Origin of the sequence: Streptomyces sp. TSRI0281 (assembly GCF_001905125.1) — a bacterium.
In the GTDB taxonomy this organism is placed as follows: domain Bacteria; phylum Actinomycetota; class Actinomycetes; order Streptomycetales; family Streptomycetaceae; genus Streptomyces.
Map to the genome: position 1 here is coordinate 200,908 of NZ_LWLE01000034.1, position 18,499 is coordinate 219,406.

The following is an 18,499-nucleotide window of genomic DNA, read 5'->3' on the forward strand; positions in this document are numbered from 1 at the left end:
ATGGCGGGCCCTGCGCCATTCCGGGCGACGCGCTCACCCCTTGGTCGGCCAAAACAGGGCTAATCACCCCATACGGTTCTACGGTGGCCGGGTGACCGAGCCACCAGAAGCCTCCGCCGCAGCAGCGCAGCCCGCCCTTGGCGGGCCCACCGGGGGCGGCACCGATTCCGGGGGCGGCACCGATTCCGGGCCCGGCGCTCCCGGGGCATCGACCGCCGCCCCCGCCGTCCGGTCCGTCACCACCCGGGCGACCCTGGCCGGAGTGGCCGTCTCCGTCCTGCTGATCCTCGCGATCGTGTTCGGCAGCCGGATGCTCCTCAACTTCGACTCTGCTCTCCTTCCGTACGCCGTGGCCACCGTCTTCCTCGCCTTCGGGGTCGCGTACCGCTACACGGTCTGGATCTCCGCGCCCGGTGCCCGCCGCCTGTTCACACAGGGCCGGCGCAGCCTCTTCTCGGTCGAGAACTTCCGCAAGGCCCCCACCGCCCTGCCGAAGATGATCGCCACCTATCTGGGCTTCCAGAAGTTCCTCGGCGCCAGGTCGCACGCCCGCTGGGCCGCCCACCAGCTGATCTTCTGGGGCTGCATCCTCGCTTCCCTGATCACCTTCCCGCTGACCTGGGGCTGGTTCACCTTCACCTCCGGAAGCGGATCGGGCCCCGGCTACGAGATGCGGATCTGGGGCTTCAAGATCCTGGGCTTCGACTCGCTGAACATTCTCGGCTGGCTGATGTTCCACGGCCTGGACATCGCCGCCGTGCTCGTCATTCCCGGCGCCTCGTACTTCCTCTGGCGCCGGATGAAGGACCGCGGGGCCATCACCGGCCAGCGCTTCGCCTATGACCTGGTGCCGCTGATCGCGCTGATCGTCATCTCCGTGACGGGTCTGCTGCTCACCTTCTCCTCGATCTTCCTGCATGGTGGCGGCTACGAGTTCCTGGCGATCCTCCACATGGTCTCGGTGGTCTTCACCCTCATCTACATCCCGTTCGGGAAGTTCTTCCACATCGTCCAGCGCCCGGCAGCGGTCGGCATGCAGCTGTTCAAGTACACCGGCCGCAAGGACGACAAGGTCTTCGCCTGCCGCCGCTGCGAGGAACCCATCGACACCGGGCCGTACGTCGAGAACCTCCGCGGCACCATGCGTGACCTCCGGCTCGGCTTCGACGAGTGGGCCGAGTACTGCCCGCGCTGCAAGCGGGTGCTGCGCGGCAGCGCCTATCTCTCCCAGGTGAAGAAGGGCTTCAAGTGACCGCGGATCCGCGAGCTGCCGACCGCCGTACGTATCTCCCCCTCGACCCTTCGCTCGCACCGCCCGGCACCCGCGGCTTCCGGGACGCCGGCGGGATCCCGGCCGACCAGTGGCACGCCGACCAGAACGGCGAGACGCTCGTCCCCACCCACTGCTGCTTCTGCGGAGTCCAGTGCGGGATGTATCTGCGGGTCGACCGCGGCGGCAAGGTCTTCGGCGTCGAACCCCGCAACCACGACATCAACCGGATGCGGCTGTGCCCCAAGGGCATCAACGCCTACCAGCAGGTCAACCACCCCGACCGGCTCACCGCCCCGCTCATGCGCCGCTCCCGTGACGAGGAGTTCCGCGAGGTCTCCTGGGACGAGGCCCTCGACTTCACCGTCTCCGAGATCACGCGCATCCAACAGGCCCACGGGAACGATGCCTTCGGTCTCCTCGGCGGCGCCAGCCTCTTCTCCGAGAAGACATATCTGGTGGGCAAGTTCGCCCGGGTCGCCCTCAAGTCCCGGCACGTCGACTACAACGGCCGGCTCTGCATGGTCAGCGCGGCGAGCGCCAACAAGCTCGCCTTCGGCATCGACCGGGCCGGCAACCCCTTCTCCGACATCCTGCTCACCGACTGCCTGCTCATCGCGGGCTCCAACGTCGGCGAGTGCTTCCCCGTGATGACCCAGTACGTGTGGGGAGCCCGGGACCGGGGCGCCAGCCTCATCGTCATCGACCCCCGCGAGACCGCGATCGCCCGCACCGCCGACATCCATGTCGCGCTCAAGCCCGGCACGGACTCGGCCTTCTTCAACGCCGTGCTCAACGTGATCATCGAGGAGGGCCTCACCGACGAGACCTATCTCGCCGCCCACGCCACCGGCTGGGCGGAGGTGAAGGCCACGGTCGCCGCCTACCCGCCGTCCCGGGCCGCCGGGATCTGCGGGGTGCCCGCCGAACAGATCGTCCAGGTCGCCCGTACCTTCGCCCGCGCGCCCAGGGCCATGGCCTGGCACGCCCGGGGGATCGAGCACCACTCGCAGGGCGTCGAGAACTGCCTCAGCGTGATCAACCTCTGCACCGCCACCGGACACATCGGCAAGCCCGGCGCCGGCTACGGCACCATCACCGGCCAGGGCAACGGACAGGGCGGCCGCGAACACGGCCAGAAGTCCGACCTCCTCCCCGGCGGACGCTCGATCATGAACGAGGAGCACCGGCGGCAGATCTGCGAGATCTGGGGCATCGAGGAGTCCGAACTCCCGCCCGCCGGTACCTCGATGATGGAAATGGTCTGGCAGATGCAGCGCCGCGAGATCCGCGGCCTGATCGGCATCTGCAACAACCCCTTCGTCTCCCTGCCCAACTACAAGGTCGTCAAGGAGGGGTACGACGCCACCGAATTCCATGCCCAATTCGACTTCTTCCTTTCCGAGACCGCGGCCAACGCGCATGTCGTCTTCCCTGTCACCACCTGGGCCGAGGACGACGGGGTGATGGCCAACGCCGAGGCCCGGGTGGTCAAGCACAACAAGGCCCAGGACCCGCCCCCAGGCGTACGGACCGACACCTGGGTGATGTGCGAACTCGCCAAGCGGCTCGGCGCGGGCGACAAGTTCGCGTTCGCCGACTCCCGCGAGGTCTTCGACGAACTGCGGATCGCCTCCGCCGGGACGGTCAACGACTACTACGGCATCACGTACGAACGGCTAGAGGAGACCGGCGGGATCGCCTGGCCCTGCCCCTCCACCGACCACCCCGGCACCCCCCGGCTCTTCGAGGACGGGAAGACCTACCACCCCGACGGCAAGATCCATATGCAGGTCGTCGAATGGCACCCGCCGATGGACCCGTACGACGACGAGCACCCCATGTCGCTCACCACCGGACGCACCGTCGCCCACTTCCTCTCCGGCAACCAGACCCGCCGGCTGGGTGCCCTCGTCGAACAGACCCCGCGCCCCTGGGCCGAGATCCACCCCTCCCACGGCTTCCGCAACGGCGAACCCGTCCGCGTCGTCACCCGGCGCGGCAGCGCGGTCTTCCCCGCCCTGGTCACCGAGGCGATCCGCCCCGACACCGTCTTCATCCCGTACCACTGGCCGGTCCCCACCGCGGCCAACGCCCTCACCATCGACGCTCTCGACCCCCGTTCCAAGATCCCCGAATACAAGGTGTGCGCCTGCCGTATCGAGCACGCCGAGAAGATCGACGAGGTGCCCGCGCCTCCGGTCGCCCCCGGTCATACCGCCTATCCGGAGACCCAGGTCTCCCGTACCGACCCGTTGCCTCCCACGGCCCCGCAGGGCCGTGGCACCTCGGAGAGGAGCTGAGGCCCCATGATGGGCAGAACGATCTTCATCGACCCGGGGCGCTGCATCGGCTGCCAGGCATGTGTCTCCGCCTGCCGCGAATGCGACTCGCACCGCGGTAAATCGATGATCCACCTCGACTACACCGACGAGGGCCGGTCCGTCGCCTCCCTTCCCACGGTCTGTATGCACTGCGAGGACCCGGTGGCCCCCTGCGCCGAGGTCTGCCCCGCCGACGCGATCCTGGTCACCGCGGACGGTGTGGTGCAGCAGGCCGACACCACCCGCTGCATCGGCTGTGCCAACTGCGTCAACGCCTGCCCCTTCGGTGTGCCGAAGATCGACCTCCAGGCGAAGCTGCAGCTGAAGTGCAACCTCTGCTACGACCGGACCGCCTACGGCCTGGCCCCCATGTGCGCCACCGTCTGCCCCACCGGAGCGCTCTTCTACGGAACCCTTGAGGAGCTCCAGGCCGAACGCCCCGGCGTCCAGGTCGCCGACAGCTTCGTCTTCGGCGAGTCCGAGGTCCGCACCGGTGTGGCCATGGTCGTCCCCGCGGACAGGGTCCAGTGGCCCGTACCCGGCGGCCTGCCCGTCGTCGAGATCAACGGTAAGGACGTCCGCCGATGAGCGTCACCGAACAGCAGCCGGGTGGCGGCCGGCACAACGGCGGCGACCCGCGCGAGGCGCTGCACGACCGGATCGCCGCCGACTCCCTGACCACCCGGCGCGACTACCTCCGGATCGTCGCCACGGTCTCCGGCGGCCTCGCCGTCGGGGGACTCGGGGTGGCCTCCGGAATCCTGCACCGCCACGGCGACGCGGAGGACGGCAAGACCCCTGAGCCCAAGAGGGTCACCCAGCAGCTGCTGCCCGGCGAGTCCATCTCCTTCCGCTATCCGGGCGAGGAGGACCGGGCCGTCGCGGTACGGCTCAATGACGGCACCCTTGTCGGCTACTCCGCGGTCTGCACCCATCTCGCCTGTGCCGTGCTCTGGCGCAAGGACCGGGGCACGGATGGCGAGCTCTACTGCCCCTGTCACGAGGGAGTCTTCGACGCCCGGTCCGGAGAGGTCACCGCCGGACCACCGCCCCGCGCCCTGCCCAAGGTGGCGCTCACCGAGCAGACCGACGGCAGTGTCTGGGCCATCGGCACCACCCGCTCCGGCGAGAGCATCGAGCACGGACTCTGCCGCCAGCTCGGCGCGGAACGCCCGGACCTCGCAGCCCGCATCGGCTGCCCCGACGTCAGCGGCGGCGCGGAGTCACCGCCCCGTGCGGCCGACGCCGGGGCGACCGAGGCCGACACCCCCGGCAGGCGAACATGACCGAACCCCAGCAGCCCTCCGGCCCGCAGTACCACCCGGGCAGCGCCCGCCCCGAGCTGAACCGCCCCCTCCATGAGCGCTATCCGCAGATCCGCGCCACCAGCGGTTACGGCGACCCACGGGTCCGGCACACCGGCCCCGGCCCCGGAGCGGGCACCGACCAGGAACCCGAGCGCTCCTCGAAACTGACGGCCCGCCTCACGCTCGCCATGACCGTGGTCGTCGGCCAGCTCTGGGGTCTGACCGTGATCATCGACGAATGGATGGAGGGCAACACCGGGACGGCCTGGTGGGGGGCCGGCTTCCTCTGCCTCTCGTTCCTCGTCGTGCTGGGTCTCTGGCTGATCGACCCCGAGGACCGCTGACCGCCGTCACCCCGCCGAGAGCCGCCGTACCCTGGAAGCATGAGCACCGCCCCCGCCCCCGGACCGCGAGATTCGAAGCAGCAGCCGCACCAGCAGGAAATGCCGCCGCAGGAGCCGAAGCCCACGTCGGTTCTGATCTTCGACGATCCGCTGGACCAGCAGTCCGCGGACGATACGGACCGGGGGTGGGGCGAGCGGCCCGCGACCGGTGGCAGCGCCGCCGACCTCGCACGCTTCCTCGACGAGAAGCCGCCCCACCACATCTGAGCTGCGTCACCTGTGCCGTGAGGGGAGCAGACTGCTCCGCGACCCGAGGACGGCGCAGGTAACCCTGTCCCATCAGTCAATTCGACAGGGTGAAGCGACGGGGCGTCAGTACGCATGGGACACCGCCACGGCCAAGTGCCCCGACGCGCTCGCCCCGGCCAGCGCCACAGCCGTCTCGCGCCGCACGGACAGCACCACCAGCGCACCGTCGCCCGCCTCCGGGCCCGTCCCGCCGCCCGTGTCCGGCAGGTCCGTGTCCTCGGCAGCGGTCCGTGGCACCTTCGTCACCCGTACGTCCTTCGCCACCACCCGGGCGTCACCGCCCGCTTCCTCGGACGCGATCACATCGACACGGTCTCCCGGCCGCAGCAGCCGGACCGTCGCCGCATCCGTGATCCGGACCGGCGCGGACACCAGCCGCACCGACTGTCGTCCGGGCTCCGGCGGTGGACCCGGAGGAGCGGCTTTTCCCTCCTCGCCGCCCAGCCCCGAGGCGGCGAGCGCGGCAGCCGTCAGCGCCAGCCCCGCAGCCATCGCGCGCCGCTGCCTGCGCACCATGCGCCGCAGCCGGTACGCGCCACCGCCGCGCACCCGCAGCGGCGCGAACGGCGGCACCCCGAACGGAGCGGGCGCGGAAACCGGCGGCCACGGTGCCCTCGTACGCGCGCCGGAGCCGAAGCGGGCAGCTTCGGAGGTGTCGGAGGGATGTGAGGGGTGAGCAGGGCCGCCGGCGGGATGCGCCGGGGGAGTGGGACGGGCGGGGGAAACGGGCGGGAACATGGCGCCACCTGGAATCGAGTGAGGGGAGCCCGGCCGGATGTCCCGGCCGAACTCCCCTCACGATCCACGCTCAGCCGGAATCCCGCTGAGCCCTGTGGACAATCCCCACGTTGTGGAAAACTCCGGCACCCACACGGGTCACCCAGGCACCGAAAGGCCCCCCGGAACGGGTATGCGTCCCCCCACGAACCGGTACGCGTCCCCCAGGTACCGCACGCGTCCCCAGGAACCTGCACGCACGCGCCCGGTCCCCGCCCCCGGCCCTACGGCAGCTCGATGCCCGTGTCGATCCCGTCCAGCGCGTGGGCGCACGCGCAGTCGCGGCTCTCGTTCACCGGCAGCCCGGCCACCGTGTCGAACAGCACCGAGCGCAGCCGGTCCACATTGGCCGCGAACACCTTCAGCACATCCTCGTGGGAGACGCCCTCCCCTGCCTCGGCACCCGCGTCCAGGTCCGTCACCAGGGTCATCGTCGTGTAGCAGAGCCCCAGTTCGCGGGCGAGCACGGCCTCCGGGTGCCCGGTCATCCCGACCACGGACCAGCCCATCGACGCATGCCAGCGCGACTCCGCACGGGTCGAGAAACGCGGCCCCTCGACGACGACCAGGGTCCCGCCGTCCACCGGCTCCCAGTCACGCCCGCGCGCCGCCGCGAGCGTGGCCTTGCGGCCCTCGGGGCAGTACGGGTCGGCGAAGCCCAGGTGCACGACGTTCGGCACGGCTCCGTCCGCCCGGGTCTCACCGTCGTAATACGTCTGCAGACGGGCCTTGGTCCGCTCCACCAGCTGGTCCGGTACGAGCAGGGTCCCGGGGCCGAACTCCGGCCGCAGCCCGCCGACCGCGCACGGTCCGAGCACCTGACGCACCCCGACGGAGCGCAGCGCCCAGAGGTTGGCGCGGTAGTTGATGCGGTGCGGCGGCAGGTGGTGGCCGCGTCCGTGGCGGGGCAGGAAGGCGACCCGGCGACCGCCGATCTCGCCGAGGAAGAGCGAGTCGCTGGGCTGCCCGTACGGGGTGTCCACGGGTACCTCGGTGACGTCCTCCAGGAAGGAGTAGAAGCCCGAGCCGCCGATGACACCGATCTCCGCACCGGGGGAAGCGCCCGGAACGCCCGAAGACCCCGTCGTACGTGCGTCCGTCCCCGTACCCGTCCCCGTACCCGCGCCCGTACTCGTACCCGTGACCGATTGTGCCTGTGCGTTCGCCATGCGGTCACAGTATCGGGGGGAAAACGCCGGGACCCCGCCGAGTCGATCGGCGGGGTCCCGGTGAGACGTGTGGAGCGTACGTGGGCTCAGGCGGCCGACGTACCACTCGACGAAGTCGACGTGGAGGAAGACGACGACGAAGAAGACGAGGGTGACGAAGACGAGGATGACGAAGACGCAGCGGTCGACTTCGAGTCCGAACCCGTCGAGGACGACGAGGCGGATGCGGAGTCGGACGACTTCGAGGTCGCCGCTGTGCTGCTCGACGAAGAGCCACGGCTGTCGTTCCGGTAGAAACCGGAACCCTTGAAGACGATGCCGACCGCGGAGAACACCTTCTTCAGGCGTCCGTCGCAGCTCGGGCACACGGTCAGGGCATCATCGGTGAACTTCTGCACCGCCTCAAGGCCCTCGCCACATGCGGTGCACTGGTACTGATAGGTCGGCACTTGCTCCTCCTGGCACTCTCACTCAATGAGTGCTAACGACGGTCCATACTGACGTATTCCGCTGGATCAGTCCACCGTGACCGGCTCGCGGTGACCGATCCCACGTGCGACGGTGCGTCCCGCAGGGCTCGGATTCAGCCGGGAACGCAGGGCCAGCAGCGTCGCCAGCGCCAGTACGGTCCCCACCAGCGGCACCAGGAATCCGGTGCTCGCGCCGTGGGCGTCCGCGAGTTGTCCGGCCACGGTCACCGCCGCGGCCTGGCCCAACGCCACCGCGCCCGTCAGCCAGGTGAACGCCTCGGTCCGGGCGGAGGCCGGAACCAGCGCGTCGACCAGGGTGTAGCCGCTGATCAGCGCGGGAGCGATGGAGAGGCCGACCAGGAGTCCGAGCCCGGCCAGCAGCGGCACGGAGTTCACGGCCCACAGTCCGGACGCGGTCAGGGTCAGTGCCAGGTAGCCGACGATCAGACGGCGGCGCGGGCTGATCTTCCAGACGATGGCACCGCAGGCGATCCCGGCCAGCATGTTGCCCGCCGCGAAGATCCCGTACAACATGCCGTTCACTCCGGGGTGGCCGATCTCCTCGGCGAACGCGGTCAGTGAGACCTGCATTCCGCCGAATACGGCACCGATGCCCAGGAAGGCGATCGCGAGCACCCGGACGCCGGGTACGGAGAGCGCCGAGACGCGCGGTTCGGCCGCGTTGGCCGCGCTGCGGGGGTCGGGCTGGGTGGAGCGCTGCGCGGCGAAGAGCAGGCCGCCGATGAGCGTCAGCGCGGCTTCCGTGATCAGCCCGGCCGCCGGGTGCACGCCGGTGCACAGCGCGGTGGTGAGGACCGGTCCCAGCACGAACGTGAACTCGTCCGTGACCGACTCGAAGGCGGCGGCCGTGGACATCAGCGGAGAGGCGGGCCGACCGGGAGCGGCTCCCAGTACGGCCGCCCAGCGGGCCCGCACCATCGGCCCGATCTGCGGAATGGAGGCACCGGTCGGCACAGCGGCCAGGAACAGCGCCCACAGGGGCGCGTCCGCCAGCGCGAGCGCCGTGAGCGCGCTCACGGACACGGCGTGCACCAGGACACCGGGCAGCAGCACCGCGCGCTGCCCGAAACGGTCGGCGAGCTTGCCGCTCTGCGGGGCGAACAGGGCCATGGAGACGCCGGAGACGGCGGCGACAGCGCCTGCGCTGCCGTAGGACCCGGTGGTGTGCTGGACGAGGAGAACGATGCCGATGGTCAGCATCGCGAAGGGCTGCCGTGCGGCGAAGCCCGGGAGGAGGAAGGTCCACGCACCGGGGGTGCGCAGCAGTTGCCCGTATCCGGGGCGGTCGGAGACCGTGGACGCCACGGTCCTTGCCTTTCTGCCGCCTGGTGGCGGCGCCTCCCGGGAGCCCTTGTGGGGCTCGTACGGAGGCTGCGCCGAGAGCTGTCCTCTTCGCGCGGAACTGCGGTAGATGCCGGGCGCTCGCTGCAAGGGGCGAGGGCGCCACGACCGCCATACGGGTCGCGCCAGCTCTGCTTCAGACAGAGTTGGTCGATCAGATTTCCTTCATGCTACAGGCAGGAGTCCCCGCTCACCTGCGATTGCGCGCAAGGTCACGGTGCCTGCCTGTGATCAGCACCGTGCTTCTGCGATCAGTGCGGTGTGGTGTTCTGCGATCAGCGCCGTGCTCTTTGTGATCAGTGCCGTGCTTTCGCATCGGAGGACCCGCCCGTTCCGCCGGACCGGCTGCCTCCACGCGATCCGCTCGACCGGCCGGCTCCACGTGATCCGCCCGACCCTCCGGACCGGCTGCCCCCGCGTGATCCGCCGGAACCGCCCGCGCCGTCCGGGCCGCCGCCCGTCCCCAGCCACCCGGCCAGCTTGCCGCCCTCGCCGACCGCCCGCAGTCGGGCCTCCGTCGCGTCGCGCACCGGATCGGTCGCCACCACCAGCAGTTCGTCCCCGCGTCGCAGCACGGTGGCCGGTGCCGGGACGAAGCTCTTCCCGTCCCGTACGACCAGTGTGACCGCGGCCCCGGCGGGCAGCCGGAGCTCGCCGACCTCCACGCCGTGCATCTTCGACCGGGCCGGGATCTCGACCGACAGCAGATGCCCGCGCAGCCGCTCCAAAGGCGCCGACTCGATGCCCAGGTCGGCGGTCTCGGACGGTTCGTCGGCGATCTTCAGGGCCTTCGCGAGCCAGGGCAGGGTCGGCCCCTGGATCAGTGTGTAGACGATGACGAGCACGAAGACGATGTTGAAGACCCTGGTGCTGCCCTCGATCCCGGACACCATCGGAATGGTCGCCAGGATGATGGGTACGGCGCCGCGCAGCCCGGCCCAGGACATCAGGGCCTTCTCGCGGTGCGGCAGCCGGAACGGCGCCAGGCTCAGGAAGACCGACAGCGGCCGGGCCACCACGGTCAGCACCAGCCCCACCACCACCGCGGGCCAGAAGTCGTCGACCAGGTCGTGCGGCGTGACCAGCAGCCCGAGCAGCACGAACATGCCGATCTGGGCCAGCCAGCCGAGTCCGTCGGCGAATCCGCGGGTGGCGGGCCAGTGTGGCAGCTTGGAGTTGCCGAGGACCATCGCTGCCAGATAGACGGCGAGGAACCCGCTGCCGTGCGCCATGGCGCCGGCGGCGTACGCGGACACCGCGATGGCCATCACGGCGATCGGGTAGAGGCCCGACGCGGGCAGGGCCACATGCCGCAGCCCGAAGGAGCCGAGCCAGCCGACCGCGAGGCCGATGGCCGCGCCGATCGCCAGCTCCAGGGCTATCTCGCCGACCAGTACGTACCAGTGCTCCACGGGGCCGACCGCGGAGAACGCCACCACCAGGATGACCACAGGGGCGTCGTTGAACCCGGACTCGGCCTCCAGTACGCCGGTGATCCGGGACGGCAGCGGCACCTTGCGCAGCACGGAGAACACGGCGGCGGCGTCGGTGGACGAGACGACCGCGCCGATGATGAGCGCCTGCCGCCAGTCCAGCCCGACGAGATAGTGCGCCGCCGACGCGGTGACGCCCACGCTGATGCCCACGCCGACGGTCGACAGCATCGCGGCTGCCGGCAACGCGGGTTTGACTTCCTTCCACTTCGTGCCGAGTCCGCCCTCGGCCAGGATGACGACCAGGGCGGCGTAGCCGATCACCTGGGTCAGCTCGGCGTTGTCGAACTTGACGTCGAAGATGCCGTCCTGCCCTATGGCGATCCCGATGCCGAGGTACAGGAGCAGGCTGGGAAGCCCGCTGCGCGAGGAGATCCGTACCGCCGCCACGGCGACGAGCAGGACGAGCGAGCAGACGAGCAGGAGTTCGTTGAGCGCGTGGACAGTCAGGGTCCGTTCCTTCCCTGCGTACGCCTGCCGGATCGGCCTCCGGTGGCCAGTACTTCGTTACCTTACCTAATCTTTAACGTTTTCTTGACGCGTTCGAGTGTTCGTACGAGCGCAACGCATGTGGAGGCATCCCGATACCGCGTCCGAGTGGCTTCGGCGCTGCGCCTATGGTTGCTCCTGCACTCCCAGGACCACCCTGCCCCTCGAAGGACAGCGATGCCCGCCAATACAACCGCCTCTTCCGGCCCTTCCGACGCGAAGAAGCCCGGCAGGAAGAAGGGGCGACGTGCCCGCCTGCTCGTGATCGTCCTGGTGCTGGCGCTTGTCGCGGGTGTCGGGTACGGCGCGTACTGGTCCGTGTCCACCGTGCGGGCCTCGTACCCGCAGACGACCGGCTCGATCAAGCTCGACGGTCTCTCCGAGAGCGTCGAAGTCAAACGCGACAGTTATGGAATCCCGCAGATCTACGCGGACTCCGACGCCGACCTGTTCCGCGCCCAGGGCTTCGTCCAGGCGCAGGACCGCTTCTGGGAGATGGACGTCCGCCGTCATATGACGTCCGGCCGGCTCTCCGAGATGTTCGGTTCCGGACAGGTGGAGACCGATGCCTTCCTGCGCACGCTCGGGTGGCGGAAGGTCGCGCAGAAGGAGTACGACTCCGTCCTGGACGAGGACACCAAGAAGAACCTCCAGGCGTACGCGGAGGGCGTCAACGCGTATCTGAAGGGCAAGGACGGCAAGGACATCTCCGTCGAGTACGCGGCGCTGGGCCTGACCAACGACTACAAGCCCACCGAGTGGACCCCGGTCGACTCGGTGGCCTGGCTCAAGGCGATGGCCTGGGACCTGCGCGGCAACATGCAGGACGAGATCGACCGTTCGCTGTTGACCAGCAGGCTCGACGAGGACCAGATCAAGGACCTCTACCCGGCCTACCCGTACAAGAAGCACGAGCCGATCGTCGGCCAGGGCGCGGTCTCCTCGGCCACCGGCACGTTCGACCCGGCGGCCCAGCCCTCGGACGGCATCGGCTCGGACACCGCGGCGGACGCCACGGAGGGCCTGAACACCCAGCTCTCCGCGCTCTCCGACACCCTCGACAAGATCCCCGCGCTGCTCGGTCCGAACGGCAACGGCATCGGGTCGAACTCCTGGGTCGTCTCCGGGAAGTACACGACGACCGACAAGCCGCTGCTGGCCAACGACCCGCACCTGGCGCCGATGCTGCCCTCGCTCTGGTACCAGATGGGGCTGCACTGCCGGACGCTCTCGAAGTCCTGCCAGTACGACACCGCGGGCTACACCTTCTCCGGCATGCCCGGTGTGATCATCGGTCACAACCAGGACATCGCCTGGGGCTTCACCAACCTGGGCGCGGACGTCACGGACCTCTTCCTGGAGAAGGTCTCCGGCGACGGCTACCAGTACGACGGCAAGGTGAAGCCGTTCACCACCCGCGAGGAGACCATCAAGGTCGCCGGTGGGCGGACCCGGCACATCACGGTGCGGGAGACCAACAACGGGCCACTTGTCTCCGACCGCAGCAAGGAGCTGGCGAAGGTCGGCCAGAAGGCCCCCGTCACCAACGCCGCCCCCGACCGCGCGGCCGGTTACGCGGTCGCCCTGAAGTGGACCGCGCTGGAACCCGGCAAGTCCATGGACGCCGTCTTCGAGCTCAACCGCGCCAAGGACTTCACGACCTTCCGGGCGGCGGCCGAGCACTTCGAGGTCCCCTCGCAGAACCTGATCTACGCGGACACCAAGGGCAACATCGGTTACCAGGCACCCGGCCGGATCCCGGTCCGTGTCCAGGGCGACGGCACGATGCCGAGCCCCGGCTGGACCTCGGAGTACGGCTGGAAGAAGGAGCCGATCCCGTTCGACGCGCTGCCCTACGAGTACAACCCGAAGCGCGGCTACATCGTCACCGCCAACCAGGCGGTCATCGACGAGAAGAAGTACCCCCACCTGCTCACCAAGGACTGGGGCTACGGCACCCGCAGCCAGCGGATCAACGACCTCATCGCGTCGAAGATCAAGGGCGGCGAGAAGATCTCGACCGACGACATGCAGAAGATGCAGATGGACAACACCAGCGAGATCGCCGCGCTGCTGGTGCCCAAGCTGCTGAAGATCAACATCTCCGACAAGAGCGTGCGTGAGGCACAGAAGCTGCTGGAGGGCTGGGACTACACCCAGGAGTCCGACTCGGCCGCCGCCGCGTACTTCAACGGGGTCTGGAGCAACACCCTCAGGCTGGCCTTCGGCAACAAGCTGCCCAAGGAGCTGCGGGCCAAGGGCGACTGCCTCAACGTCCGCCCGGCCGTCAGCACGGGCCCGGTGGACGAGCAGCACAAGCTCGTACGGGAATGCGGCCAGCGCGACCCGGACTCGGCGCAGCCGGACGGCGGCGACCGCTGGTACCAGGTGGTCCAGAACATCGTGGACGACCAGGACAACGAGTGGTGGAAGGTGCCCGCCAAGGGCCGCGACGAAGCGCTCGACAACCGCGACGACCTCTTCGCCCAGGCCATGGAGGACGCCCGCTGGGAGCTGACCGCCAAGCTCGGCAAGGACATCAGCACCTGGAGCTGGGGCCGGCTGCACCAGCTGACGCTGAAGAACCAGACCCTCGGTACCGAAGGCCCCGGTCTTCTCCAGCGGGCCCTCAACCGTGGCCCCTGGAACCTCGGCGGCGGCGAGGCCGCGGTCAACGCCACCGGCTGGAACGCGGCGGGCGGCTACGAGGTCATCTGGGTGCCGTCGATGCGGATGGTCGTCAACGTGGGGGACTGGGACAAGTCCCGCTGGATCAACCTCTCCGGCGCCTCCGGGCACGCGTTCAGCGCGCACTACACCGATCAGACCGAGAAGTGGGTCGACGGCGAACTGCTCGACTGGTCCTTCGGGACGAACGCGGTCGGCCAGGCCACGGTCGACACGCTGACGCTCAAGCCGTAGGGGAGCGGGCGGGGGAGAGGCGCTGAAGCCGTCCCCCGCCGGGCTCACCGGCCGGCCCGTGAACCTGGCCGGCCGGCCCGCCGGTGAGACGGTCCGGCCGGGTCGCTCAGGCGGTGAAGCGGCGCGTTCCGGCCGGGGTCACCACGGCGTCCACGGGGTGGTCGTGCGGTTCCTGCGGGACCTGCGCGACCACCTCGTCGTCGTACAGCAGGACGACCAGCGCCGGGTGTGCCCCGGCCGCCGACAGCCTGGCCAGCACCCGGTCGTAGCTCCCGCCGCCCCGGCCCAGCCGCATCCCGTGCGCGTCCACCGCGAGACCGGGCAGCAGGACCGCGTCGGCGTCGAGGACCGCGGCGGGCCCGAGACGGGCCCCGTCCGGCTCCAGCAGCCCGCGCCCGGCCGGTACGAGACGCTCGGCACCTTCGTACGGCGCCCAGTCCAGATCGTTGTCCGGCAGGAGCACCGGAAGCAGCACCCGTACGCCCCGCGTGCGCAGCGCGTCCAGCAGCGCACGGGTGCCCGGTTCGCGTCCTACGGAGACATACGCGGCGACCGTACGGGCCTCGGCCAGCTCGGGGAGGCGCAGTGCGGCGGAGGCGAGAACCGCGGCGGTGCGGGCGACGTCTTCCATGGTCAGGAGCGCTCGCGCGGCGAGTCGTTCGCCCCGAAGGGACACCTTTCCGGACTTGTCAGTGTTCAAGGGTGACTCGCCTGATTCTCGTATGGGCATATTTAAGGCCAAAGTTAACCGAAGGATCATCTTCCGCCCATGCGCACCAGTTATCGTTCTGCGCATGAACCAGCCGTCCCCCAGGATCAGCAAAGCCGTCATTCCGGCAGCTGGTCTTGGCACCCGCTTCCTTCCGGCGACCAAGGCCACTCCCAAGGAGATGCTGCCTGTTGTCGACAAGCCCGCGATCCAGTATGTCGTCGAGGAGGCCGTGGCCGCGGGCCTCTCCGACGTGCTGATGATCACCGGGCGCAACAAGCGTCCACTTGAGGATCATTTCGACCGCAACTACGAGCTGGAGTCCGCGCTCACCCGCAAGGGAGACGCCGAACGGCTGTCCAAGGTCCAGGAGTCCAGCGACCTCGCCACCATGCACTACGTGCGTCAGGGCGACCCGCGCGGTCTGGGGCACGCCGTCCTGTGTGCGGCACCGCACGTCGGGGACCAGCCGTTCGCGGTGCTGCTCGGTGACGACCTGATCGACCCGCGCGACCCGCTGCTGGCCCGGATGGTGGAGATCCAGGAGCGTGAGGGCGGCAGCGTCATCGCGCTGATGGAGGTCGACCCGGCGCAGATCCATCAGTACGGCTGTGCCGCGGCGGACGCGACCGTCGACGGCGACGTCGTCCGCATCACCGACCTGGTGGAGAAGCCGGACCCGGCCGACGCGCCCAGCAATCTGGCGATCATCGGCCGGTATGTCCTGGACCCCGCGATCTTCGACATACTGCGTCACACCGAGCCGGGCCGGGGCGGCGAGATCCAGCTCACCGACGCCCTCCAGCTGCTCGCCGCCGACGAGAAGATCGGCGGGCCCGTGCACGGCGTCGTCTTCAAGGGCCGCAGGTATGACACCGGTGACCGCGGCGACTATCTGCGTGCCATTGTCAGACTCGCGTGCGAACGTGAAGATCTGGGCCCGGACTTCCGGACCTGGCTCCGCAGATACGTCACCGAGGAGATGTAACACCTTGAGCAGCACGATCTGGTCGGTGGACGAGCACCTGGACGACATTCTCGGCACGGTGAGGCCGCTCGAACCCATCGAGTTGCAGCTGCCCGACGCGCAGGGCTGCGTCCTCGTCAAGGACGTCGTCGTGGAGATCGCCCTGCCGCCCTTCGACAACAGCTCGATGGACGGCTACGCGGTCCGGGTGGCCGATGTCGAGGGCGCCAGCGAGGAGTTCCCCGCCGTCCTCACGGTCATCGGCGATGTCGCGGCGGGCAGCGCAGGGCTGACCGGCGATCAGGTCGTGGGGCCGGGGCAGGCCGCCCGCATCATGACCGGCGCACCGCTGCCCGCGGGCGCCGAGGCCGTCGTCCCGGTCGAGTGGACCGACGGCGGCACGGGTGAAGGCCCGGCCGCCACCATGCGCGCCCACAGCGACGCGCCCGAGGGTGCCGGCGGCGAGGTCCACGTCCACCGGCCGGTCGAGGCCCGTGCCCACGTCCGGGCCCGGGGCAGCGACGTCCAGCCGGGGGATCTGGCCCTGCGCGCCGGTTCGATCGTCGGCCCGGCACAGATCGGGCTGCTCGCCGCGATCGGCTGCGCGACCGTGGTCGTACGGCCCCGCCCACGGGTCGTCGTCCTGTCCACCGGCAGCGAACTGGTGCAGCCGGGCGAGACGCTGACCGGCGGCCAGATCTACGACTCCAACAGCTTCGCGCTGACGGCCGCCGCCCGGGACGCCGGGGCCATCGCCTACCGGGTCGGGGCGGTGGCCGACGACGCGGAGACGCTGCGGGCCACGATCGAGGACCAGCTGATCCGCGCCGACATCGTGGTCACCACGGGAGGCGTCAGCGTCGGCGCCTACGACGTGGTCAAGGAGGCCCTGTCCTCCGTCGGCGACGAGGACGAGCCGGGCAGCGGCATCGACTTCCGGAAGCTCGCCATGCAGCCGGGCAAGCCGCAGGGCTTCGGCTCGATCGGCCCGGACCACACTCCGCTGCTGGCCCTGCCGGGCAACCCGGTCTCCAGCTATGTCTCCTTCGAACTGTTCGTACGGCCCGCTATCCGCGCGCTGATGGGCCTGAAGGATGTCCACCGGCCCACGGCACGGGCCACGCTGAAGGCCGACAAGGCGCTCTCCTCACCGGCCGGCCGCCGCCAGTTCCTGCGCGGTACGTACGACGCCGAGAAGGGCACCGTCACCCCCGTCGGCGGTTCCGGATCGCATCTGATCGCCGCCCTCGCCCAGGCCGACGCGCTGATCGTGGTGCCCGAGGACGTCACCTCCGCCGAGCCCGGCACGGATACCGAGGTGATCCTGCTCCGCTGATCGCCGCCCGGTGGCGGTACGGTGTCTGCCGCTGTGCCTTCCCGGGGGACACCCCCCGGGCCCCCGGCCCGCACCTCGGTGCGGACCTGGCGGGCCACCGGCGCCCTACCGCTAGGCGGAGTTAGTTGAGTACGCAGAACAGGCTGACGCACATCGACGAGGTGGGCGCGGCCCGCATGGTCGATGTGTCGGACAAGGACGTCACCACGCGCGTCGCTCGGGCCAGCGGCCGGGTCCTCGTCTCGCCGCGCGTCATCGAACTGCTCCGCGGCGAGGGAGTCCCCAAGGGCGACGCCCTCGCGACGGCCCGGATCGCCGGGATCATGGGAGCCAAGCGCACCCCGGACCTGATCCCGCTCTGCCACCCGCTCGCCGTCTCCGGGGTGAAGGTCGACCTGAGCGTCGCCGACGACGCGGTGGAGATCCTGGCCACCGTGAAGACCACGGACCGCACGGGCGTGGAGATGGAGGCACTGACCGCCGTCTCGGTCGCCGCGCTCACCGTGATCGACATGGTCAAGGCGGTGGACAAGAGCGCGGTGATCACCGACGTGCGGGTCGAGGCGAAGTCGGGCGGCAAGTCCGGCGACTACCGGCGCTCCGCGCCGGAGGGAGCGGGCGCATGACGGCGTCCGCCACACCTCCGCCCGAACCGACGCCTTCGCCCGAACCGACATCCCCGCCCGGAGCGGCCCCTTCGCCCGGTGCGGCCCCTTCGCCCGGTGCCATGGAGCCCCCGCCCGGCGGTGCACTGACCCCGTACGCCGCGCTCGTCGTGACCGCGTCCAACCGCGCGGCGGCCGGTGTCTACGCGGACAGGGGCGGCCCGCTCATCGCGGAGGCGCTCACCGGCCTGGGCTTCGCCGTCGACGGTCCGCAGGTGGTGCCCGACGGCGATCCGGTGGAGGAGGCCCTGCGGGCCGGGGCCGCGGCCGGGTACGACGTGATCATCACGACCGGTGGTACGGGCATCTCGCCCACCGACCGGACCCCCGAGGCCACCCGTCGCGTCCTCGACCACGAGATCCCGGGCATTCCCGAGGCGATCCGTGCCGAGGGCCGCGACAAGGTCCCCACCGCGGCGCTGTCCCGCGGTGTCGCGGGAGTCGCGGGCGGCACCCTGATCGTCAACCTGCCGGGTTCCACCGGCGGGGTGCGCGACGGACTCGCGGTGCTGGTCCGGCTGCTGGTGCACGCCGTCGACCAGCTGCGCGGCGGCGATCACCCCCGACCGGGGAGCCCGAGCTGAAC

At 70.1% G+C, this 18,499-nt stretch carries 17 protein-coding genes; 11 read left to right on the forward strand and 6 right to left on the reverse strand.

Annotated elements, in window-relative coordinates; genetic code table 11:
* Window positions 1–91 precede the first annotated feature (91 nt).
* The 6 genes from A6A29_RS32775 to A6A29_RS32800 are packed head-to-tail and all read left to right on the forward strand — an operon-like array spanning window position 92 to window position 5,512.
* Window positions 92–1,252 carry an MFS transporter gene (locus A6A29_RS32775; RefSeq protein ID WP_073725786.1) on the forward strand — a complete coding sequence of 387 codons (1,161 nt, stop codon included), beginning with the start codon at window positions 92–94 and terminating at the stop codon, window positions 1,250–1,252.
* Window positions 1,249–3,573, forward strand: coding sequence for a molybdopterin oxidoreductase family protein (locus A6A29_RS32780; RefSeq protein ID WP_073725787.1), 2,325 nt, complete (start codon window positions 1,249–1,251; stop codon window positions 3,571–3,573). Before A6A29_RS32775 ends, A6A29_RS32780 begins: the two co-directional genes overlap by 4 nt.
* A 6-nt stretch (window positions 3,574–3,579) precedes the next feature.
* Entirely contained in the window at window positions 3,580–4,182 is a 603-nt protein-coding gene (locus A6A29_RS32785; protein WP_073725788.1) for a 4Fe-4S dicluster domain-containing protein, read from the forward strand.
* On the forward strand, window positions 4,179–4,880 hold the full coding sequence (locus A6A29_RS32790) for a Rieske (2Fe-2S) protein (protein ID WP_073725790.1): 702 nt from the start codon (window positions 4,179–4,181) through the stop codon (window positions 4,878–4,880). Before A6A29_RS32785 ends, A6A29_RS32790 begins: the two co-directional genes overlap by 4 nt.
* On the forward strand, window positions 4,877–5,245 hold the full coding sequence (locus A6A29_RS32795) for a hypothetical protein (RefSeq protein WP_073725792.1): 369 nt from the start codon (window positions 4,877–4,879) through the stop codon (window positions 5,243–5,245). The genes A6A29_RS32790 and A6A29_RS32795 overlap by 4 nt, the downstream gene beginning before the upstream one ends.
* Window positions 5,246–5,284: 39 nt before the next feature.
* Window positions 5,285–5,512, forward strand: coding sequence for a hypothetical protein (locus tag A6A29_RS32800; RefSeq protein ID WP_073725794.1), 228 nt, complete (start codon window positions 5,285–5,287; stop codon window positions 5,510–5,512).
* Window positions 5,513–5,617: 105 nt separating this feature from the next.
* Here the strand turns inward: A6A29_RS32800 and A6A29_RS32805 are convergent, their stop codons facing one another.
* From A6A29_RS32805 to A6A29_RS32825, 5 genes are all read right to left on the reverse strand, one after another.
* Window positions 5,618–6,292: an RcpC/CpaB family pilus assembly protein gene (locus tag A6A29_RS32805; protein ID WP_079183122.1), complete on the reverse strand. Its 675-nt coding sequence runs from the start codon at window positions 6,290–6,292 to the stop codon at window positions 5,618–5,620.
* Between the two features lie 263 nt (window positions 6,293–6,555).
* Window positions 6,556–7,500, reverse strand: a complete 945-nt coding sequence (locus tag A6A29_RS32810; RefSeq protein WP_079183123.1) for an S-methyl-5'-thioadenosine phosphorylase — start codon at window positions 7,498–7,500, stop codon at window positions 6,556–6,558.
* An 86-nt stretch (window positions 7,501–7,586) separates the two neighbouring features.
* Window positions 7,587–7,949, reverse strand: coding sequence for an FmdB family zinc ribbon protein (locus A6A29_RS32815; RefSeq protein WP_073725796.1), 363 nt, complete (start codon window positions 7,947–7,949; stop codon window positions 7,587–7,589).
* Window positions 7,950–8,015: 66 nt separating this feature from the next.
* Window positions 8,016–9,296, reverse strand: a complete 1,281-nt coding sequence (locus A6A29_RS32820) for an MFS transporter (protein WP_073725798.1) — start codon at window positions 9,294–9,296, stop codon at window positions 8,016–8,018.
* Between the two features lie 332 nt (window positions 9,297–9,628).
* On the reverse strand, window positions 9,629–11,215 hold the full coding sequence (locus tag A6A29_RS32825) for a potassium/proton antiporter (RefSeq protein ID WP_241838746.1): 1,587 nt from the start codon (window positions 11,213–11,215) through the stop codon (window positions 9,629–9,631).
* Window positions 11,216–11,491: 276 nt separating this feature from the next.
* Here A6A29_RS32825 and A6A29_RS32830 point away from each other — a divergent pair, with 276 nt between their 5' ends.
* Complete coding sequence (locus A6A29_RS32830) at window positions 11,492–14,236, forward strand: penicillin acylase family protein (RefSeq protein ID WP_073725802.1); 2,745 nt, start codon at window positions 11,492–11,494, stop codon at window positions 14,234–14,236.
* A 106-nt stretch (window positions 14,237–14,342) separates the two neighbouring features.
* Here the strand turns inward: A6A29_RS32830 and A6A29_RS32835 are convergent, their stop codons facing one another.
* Complete coding sequence (locus A6A29_RS32835) at window positions 14,343–14,936, reverse strand: 5-formyltetrahydrofolate cyclo-ligase (RefSeq protein ID WP_073725804.1); 594 nt, start codon at window positions 14,934–14,936, stop codon at window positions 14,343–14,345.
* Window positions 14,937–15,030: 94 nt separating this feature from the next.
* Between A6A29_RS32835 and galU the strand changes: the two genes are divergently transcribed.
* From galU to A6A29_RS32855, 4 genes are all read left to right on the forward strand, one after another.
* A complete protein-coding gene (gene galU / locus A6A29_RS32840; protein ID WP_073725806.1) occupies window positions 15,031–15,933 on the forward strand; it encodes a UTP--glucose-1-phosphate uridylyltransferase GalU in 903 nt (300 codons plus the stop codon).
* A gap of 4 nt (window positions 15,934–15,937) precedes the next feature.
* On the forward strand, window positions 15,938–17,248 hold the full coding sequence (gene glp, locus A6A29_RS32845; protein ID WP_073725808.1) for a molybdotransferase-like divisome protein Glp: 1,311 nt from the start codon (window positions 15,938–15,940) through the stop codon (window positions 17,246–17,248).
* A gap of 125 nt (window positions 17,249–17,373) precedes the next feature.
* A complete protein-coding gene (gene moaC, locus A6A29_RS32850) occupies window positions 17,374–17,874 on the forward strand; it encodes a cyclic pyranopterin monophosphate synthase MoaC (RefSeq protein ID WP_073725810.1) in 501 nt (166 codons plus the stop codon).
* Window positions 17,875–17,975: 101 nt separating this feature from the next.
* The gene (locus A6A29_RS32855; RefSeq protein WP_073725812.1) at window positions 17,976–18,497 is read left to right on the forward strand and encodes a MogA/MoaB family molybdenum cofactor biosynthesis protein; all 522 of its coding nucleotides are present in this window, start codon (window positions 17,976–17,978) and stop codon (window positions 18,495–18,497) included.
* The last annotated feature ends 2 nt before the right edge of the window (window positions 18,498–18,499 follow it).